This is a genomic window from Pseudomonas syringae group sp. J309-1 (assembly GCF_032582135.1).
Classification (GTDB): Bacteria; Pseudomonadota; Gammaproteobacteria; order Pseudomonadales; family Pseudomonadaceae; genus Aquipseudomonas; species Aquipseudomonas quasicaspiana.
The window spans coordinates 65482-71711 of record NZ_JAWHNU010000002.1; the positions used below are offsets into that span (position 1 = coordinate 65482).

At 60.4% G+C, this 6230-nt stretch carries 5 protein-coding genes; all 5 read left to right on the plus strand.

Features of this window, described 5'->3' with window-relative positions:
• The first annotated feature begins 53 nt into the window (after positions 1 to 53).
• Complete coding sequence (locus RX972_RS01475; RefSeq protein ID WP_316872281.1) at positions 54 to 1625, plus strand: ABC transporter substrate-binding protein; 1572 nt, start codon at positions 54 to 56, stop codon at positions 1623 to 1625.
• 15 nt (positions 1626 to 1640) lie between these two features.
• Positions 1641 to 2588: an ABC transporter permease subunit gene (locus RX972_RS01480; RefSeq protein WP_027899619.1), complete on the plus strand. Its 948-nt coding sequence runs from the start codon at positions 1641 to 1643 to the stop codon at positions 2586 to 2588.
• Entirely contained in the window at positions 2581 to 3414 is an 834-nt protein-coding gene (locus RX972_RS01485) for an ABC transporter permease (RefSeq protein WP_099271418.1), read from the plus strand. The genes RX972_RS01480 and RX972_RS01485 overlap by 8 nt, the downstream gene beginning before the upstream one ends.
• The gene (locus RX972_RS01490; protein WP_316872282.1) at positions 3411 to 5060 is read left to right on the plus strand and encodes an ABC transporter ATP-binding protein; all 1650 of its coding nucleotides are present in this window, start codon (positions 3411 to 3413) and stop codon (positions 5058 to 5060) included. Before RX972_RS01485 ends, RX972_RS01490 begins: the two co-directional genes overlap by 4 nt.
• A partial coding sequence (locus tag RX972_RS01495) for a M20 family metallopeptidase (protein WP_316872283.1) occupies positions 5035 to 6230 on the plus strand: 1196 nt, incomplete at its 3' end. The genes RX972_RS01490 and RX972_RS01495, both read left to right, overlap by 26 nt.

Here is a 6230-nt window from a genome sequence, read left to right on the forward strand (position 1 = left end):
CGGCTTTTTACCTGGCTGCCCTATGCCCACTCATTGCTAAGTGAAGTATCGCCATGACTAACGTTTTCAGGCTCAACCGTCGTCGTTTTCTGACCACCTCCGCCATCGTTACCGGCGCGGCTATGCTGCCGTTTTCCGGCACACTATGGGCTGCGGCGGCTGCACGCAAAGGCGGCACGCTGCGTATCAGCGTCGACCAGGCGGTGGGCATGCTCAACCCGCTGCTGGCACGGGTTAACCCCGAATATCTGCTCAGCGAACTGCTTTATAACGGCCTGACCCGCCTGAGCCAGGACATGCAGGCCGAACCGGATCTGGCGCAATCCTGGAGCCACAACGATACGCTGACCGAATGGACGTTCACCCTGCGCAGCAATCTGCGATTCCACGATGGCAGCGCCTGCACCGCCAAGGACGTCGCCGCCAGCCTGCAAGCGATCCTTGATCCAAAAACCGCTTCGCCCGGCCTGCGCAACATCGGCCCGATTCAAACCGTCGAAGCCCTTGATGACGTGCGCATCAAACTGACCACCAGCGCCCCGTATGCCGACCTGCCAGTGAGCCTGGCCTACCCGGACGCCAAGATCGTCCCGGCCGCCATCGTGCAAGGCGATCTGGCTCGACTGTCCCGCGAAGCGGTGGGCACCGGTCCGTTCACGCTGGTGTCGTTCGAACCGGAACGCATGGTCGTGGTTGCCCGCAACGAACACTTCTATGACCCGGAGCGCCCGCATCTGGATCGTATTGAAATCCGCGTCTATCCCGATCCGTCTGCGGAAAGCTCGGCGCTGATGTCAGGCGACATTGACCTGATGCTCTCGGCACAAGCCACAGAGTTCAGCCGTCTCAGTGATGCCAGCGGCGTAAAAGGCCTCCGCGTCCCTTCCGGACAGTTCCTGAATATCAACATGGCGTGCGACCAGCCGCCCTTCAACGACGTGCGGGTTCGTCAGGCGCTGTCTCTTTGCGTTGACCGTGCCGCCCTCGTGGATTTTGTGGCGGAAGGTTTTGGTACTCCCGGCAATGACACCCCGCTCAATGCTGCTTATCGCTACCACAGCGATATCGCGTTGCGAGAGGCCAATATCGATCAGGCCAAGAAACTGCTGGCCGACGCCGGTTATCCCAATGGTCTGGACATCACGCTGGTGGCTTCGGACAAACCGTCCACGCGTACCCAACTGGGTATTGCTGTCCGCGAAATGGCCAAGCCAGCCGGCTTCAACATCAATGTTGCGACCATGGCCAACAGCACTTATCTGGATCAGGTCTGGAAGAAAGGCAATTTCTACGTCGGCTTCTACAACATGCAGCCTTCCGCCGACGCGGTGTTCTCGCTGCTGTACACCTCGAATGCCGCCTGGAATGAAACCCGCTGGAACAACGCCGAGTTCGACGCAGCCGTGACTGCTGCCCGCGGCACCGATGACCCGGTCAAGCGCGCCGCCCTGTACGCCACCTCGCAGAAACTGATGCACGAGCAGGTGCCTTCGCTGATTCCGACGTTCTTCGATGTGCTGGCCGCGCAACGCAACTACGTCCAGGGCTACCAGTTGCACCCACGCGGCGCGGTGTTCCGGCTCGATCAGGCGTGGCTGGACGACAGCGCGCCCAAGCGTGGATGAACCGAGGATAAACCTGTGACTGCTGCTTATCTGACCAAGCGTTTGCTGTTGGTCGTGTACACCCTGCTGATCGTTTCACTGCTGGTCTTTGCAATCACGCAACTGCTCCCGGCAGATGCGGCGGTGACGTTGCTGGGCCAGAACGCCACGCCTGAGGCCTTGGCAGCACTGCGTGCCAGGCTTGGGCTGGATCAGCCCGCCTGGCTGCAATTCAGTCACTGGTTGATGGGGGTTCTGCAAGGCGACCTGGGTGTGTCAATGCGCAATGGCCAGCCGGTACTCGGTTCGCTGCTTGATGCGCTGGGCCGCTCGTTATTGCTGGCGAGCTGCTCGTTGCTGCTGATGCTGGCGGTGGCGATTCCCCTGGGAATCATCGCCGCTGTGCGCCGAGGACGTCCGGTCGACCTGATCATCGGCGTGCTGTCGTACATCGGTGTGTCGTTGCCCGAGTTCGTGACGGCCACGCTGCTGGTTCTGCTGTTCGCTGATTTCTGGCAACTGCTACCGGCGACCGGCTATGTGCCGCTGGGCGATAACGTCGTCGAAGGCATTCGCCACCTGATTCTGCCGACGCTGACGGTGTCGATGATCATGGTCGCCCACGTCTCGCGCATGGTGCGCTCGGAAATGATCGACGTTCTGGAAACCGACTATATACGCGCCGCACGCCTCAAAGGCCTCACGCGGCGGCGGGTATTGCTGCGTCATGCGCTGCGCAACGGCTTGTTGCCGACCATCACCATTGTCGCGCTGGACGTGGGCTACCTGCTGGGCGGCATCGTCGTAGTCGAGGAGATTTTCAACATTCCCGGCATCGGCCGCGAATTGCTGGTAGCAGTCGCCGCTCGCGACTTGCCGGCCATTCAGGGCGGTGTGTTGATCCTCGCCGCTACTTATTGCGTGGTCAACTTTGTGGCTGACCTGACCTATGCCTATCTCGACCGGCGAATTCAATATGCGTAATGTTTTCTACCGGCTGCTGACAACGCCGCAAGGCTTGCTGGGCAGTCTTATCTTGCTGCTGGCGGTGGTGCTGGTCATTGCTGGGCCCGCGCTGGCCCCGTTCGACCCGGAAGCCATTTCAATTCTCACCCGCTACAAAGCTCCCAGCCTGACGCACTGGCTGGGCACCGACCAGATGGGCCGCGACATCCTCAGTCGTGTACTGGTCGGGGCTCAGGCAACGATCTCGCTGTCAGTGTTTGCTACCGCCATGGCGATGCTCATCGGCGCATTACTGGGCACTGTCAGCGGTTACCTCGGTGGTCGCGTCGACGAAGCACTGATGCGAACGCTGGATGCGGTAATGGCAATCCCCACGCTGTTATTTGCAATGCTGATTGTCAGCACGCTCGGCAAAAGCGATTTCAATGCGGTACTGGCGATCACCATTGCCTTCGTGCCAGGCATGGCGCGTATCGCCCGCAGCGTTGCCCTCGCAGCCCGCCGCCAGGACTACGTCAATGCCGCAATCGCCCGAGGTGAATCCACCGCCTACATCGTGGTGCGGGAGATGTTGCCCAATATCGTCGCACCGATCATTGTCGAGGCGACCATCCGCGTGGCCTTCGCGATCATGCTGTTTGCCACCTTGAGCTTCCTCGGTCTTGGCGCACAACCGCCCCAGCCTGAATGGGGGCTGATGGTTGCCGAAGCGCGGCGCTACTTCTTCCAGGCTCCGTGGATGATGCTGATGCCGGGCCTGGCAATCGCCATCATTGCGATCGGCTTCAATCTGCTGGGCGATGGCTTGCGCGATGCCCTTAATCCCAAGGGGCAGCGCTCATGAGTACGGTTTTGCAAGTGGCTGACTACAGCCTCGACTATCAATTGCCCACAGGCGCCCTGAACGTCCTGCAAAACATCGATTTCAGTGTTGCAGCCGGCGAAGTCGTCGGGCTGGTCGGTGAGTCCGGCTCGGGCAAGACCACCCTTGGCTGGGCAATCATGCGTTACCTGGCCAGCAATGCCCGGGAGATGGGCGGCAGCATCAGCCTGCAAGGCGAAAACCTGCTGCAAATGCCTCAACGTGAGGTGGAGAAGCTGCGTGGCGGTCGCCTGGGCATGATTTTTCAAGACCCTAGCGCGTCGCTTAATCCGACCCTCAGCCTCGGCGAGCAAGTGGTTGAAGTCCTGACCCGCCATCGGGATCTGGGCTATCGCGAGGCCTGGGCCCTGGGCGAACAATTGCTGGCCGACGTTGATCTGAAAGACCCTGCCGCAATGATGAAGCGTTTCCCCCACGAAGCCTCCGGTGGCGAGAAGCAACGTGTGCTGATCGCAACTGCCTTCGCTTGCCGCCCGCAGTGCCTGATTTTCGATGAACCGACCACGGCACTCGACGTGATCAGCTCCGCGCAGATCCTGCAGTTGTTTCGCCGTCTGCGTGAAGAAACCGGCGTTGCTTCTTTATATATCTCCCATGACCTGGCGCTGGTGTCGCGCGTTGCGGACCGGGTGTGCGTGCTCAATCAGGGGCGCATTGTCGAGCAGGCTCGTGGCGGACGTATTTTCAGCGCCCCAAGTGATCCTTACACGCAACGTCTGGTGGCGGCTGTTCCGGCTGCGGACAAACGTCTGCTGGAGGAAAGGAAATCCGTTGGTCCCGCGCTACTGCAAGTCAGCGACCTCAACGTCCGCTACGGGCGGCCAAGCTTGCTGGACAGCCTGCTGCGGCGTAAATCCGTGCCGTCCATGGGCGCCCGCGACATGAACCTGAGCATGGCGCGTGGCGAAATTCTCGGCATCATCGGCGAGTCCGGCTCGGGTAAATCAACCCTCGCCAAGGCCCTGACTGGCTTGACGCCGTTTACCGGCACTGTGTATTTCGACGGCAAACCGATCTGCGGCCCTGCGCAAATGGATCGCGATTACAGGCGCAAGGTGCAGATCATCTTTCAGCACCCGGACGCCTCGCTTAATCCACGCCAGACGATTGGCCAGATTCTTTCCCGGCCACTGCGTCTGTATGGCATGAATAAAGACGAAACCGAAGCGCAAGCCATCGCACGTCTGCTCCGCGAAGTGCGTTTGCCGGAAGACTTTGCCACTCGCCATCCCCACGAGTTGTCGGGTGGACAAAAGCAGCGTGTCGCCATCGCCCGCGCTTTTGCCGCCCGCCCTGAACTGGTGATCTGCGATGAAATCACCGCCGCGCTGGACGTTTCGGTGCAGGCCACGGTGATCGAACTGCTACTGGAACTGCGCCGCCAGCACGGCACTGCGTACCTGTTCATTACTCATGATCTCAATCTGATCAGGCAGATTGCCCACCGGATTGCCGTGATGTACCGCGGTGATCTGCTGGAAATTCTGCCCGCCGTGGACATGGCCGCTCAGGCCACTCACCCCTATACCCGTGCCCTGCTCGACGCAGTGCCGCAGCCTTTGAATGAATTGGAGCGCATTGATGAAGAGCCACAGCATGACGCCTGAAGCGCTACTCGACCGCATTGACGAGGCGTACTGCCTGGATTTTCTGGCGCGCATGGTGCAGCACAAAAGCTACAGCGCCACCCCCGAAGAACGGCTACTGGCCGAATACATGGCAGGGCAAATGGCGGAGCTGGGGCTGGACGCCAAACTGATGCCGGTGCCGGGCGAACGCCTGAACGCCATTGGCACGCTCAAGGGTCAGGGCGGCGGTCACAGCCTGTTGTTCAATGGGCATCTCGACACCAACCCCGTGACTGAAGGCTGGACGGTGGATCCGTGGGCCGGAAAGATTGATGAGGAGTTCATCTACGGCATCGGTGTTTCCAACATGAAGGCTGGCGATGCAGCGTATTTTTGCGCACTGAAAACCTTGATTGACGCCGGGATCAAGCTCAAGGGCGATGTGATCCTCACTTATGTGGTGGGTGAACTGCAGGGTGGCATCGGGACCATTGCGGCCATCGAGCAAGGTGTGAAAGCGGACTATTTCATCAATTCCGAACCCACTGACCTGCAAGCCGTGACTCTGCATGTGGGTTCGTTGATGTTCGTCATCGAGCTGACCGGCGACACACGTCACCTGTCCAAACGCGAAGAGGCCGTGGACGTGATCACCGCTGCGGTGCAGTTGATCCCGCAGATCAACGGCATCACCTTCAGCGGCGCGCGTTCGCCGGAGCATGAGAAGGTCAATCGCGGCCATATTGGCGTGGTGCGCGGTGCGCTGGGCCGCGACCTCGAAGAATGGCGTCCGCCACAGGTTGCAGACTTTCTGCGCCTGCGCGGTTCGGCCCGTTATACGCCGGGCCAAACCGTGGAGTCAGTGCTGGCTGATTTGCAGCGCCTGCTGGATCAGCTTTGCGAGCAGTTCCCGGGACTACAGGCAAAGCTGATCAATGACAGTGACAACCAGCCGCTGATGCCGCCGTTCGAGGTGTCCCATGACTCGCTGATCGTCAAGGCGGTCAACACTGCTTATCAGCAGGTTCGTGGCGAGCCGCAGCCGACCGGGATCATCACCCCGCCCGCTTATTTCGGCACTGACGCTGCGCACTTCTACCAGCGTCTGGGCATGCAAGGCGTGGTCTGCGGTCCGGGCGGCAAGTTCAACACCATGCCGGACGAACGCGTACACATCAGCGATTATCTGGACATGGTGCGCGTCTATAT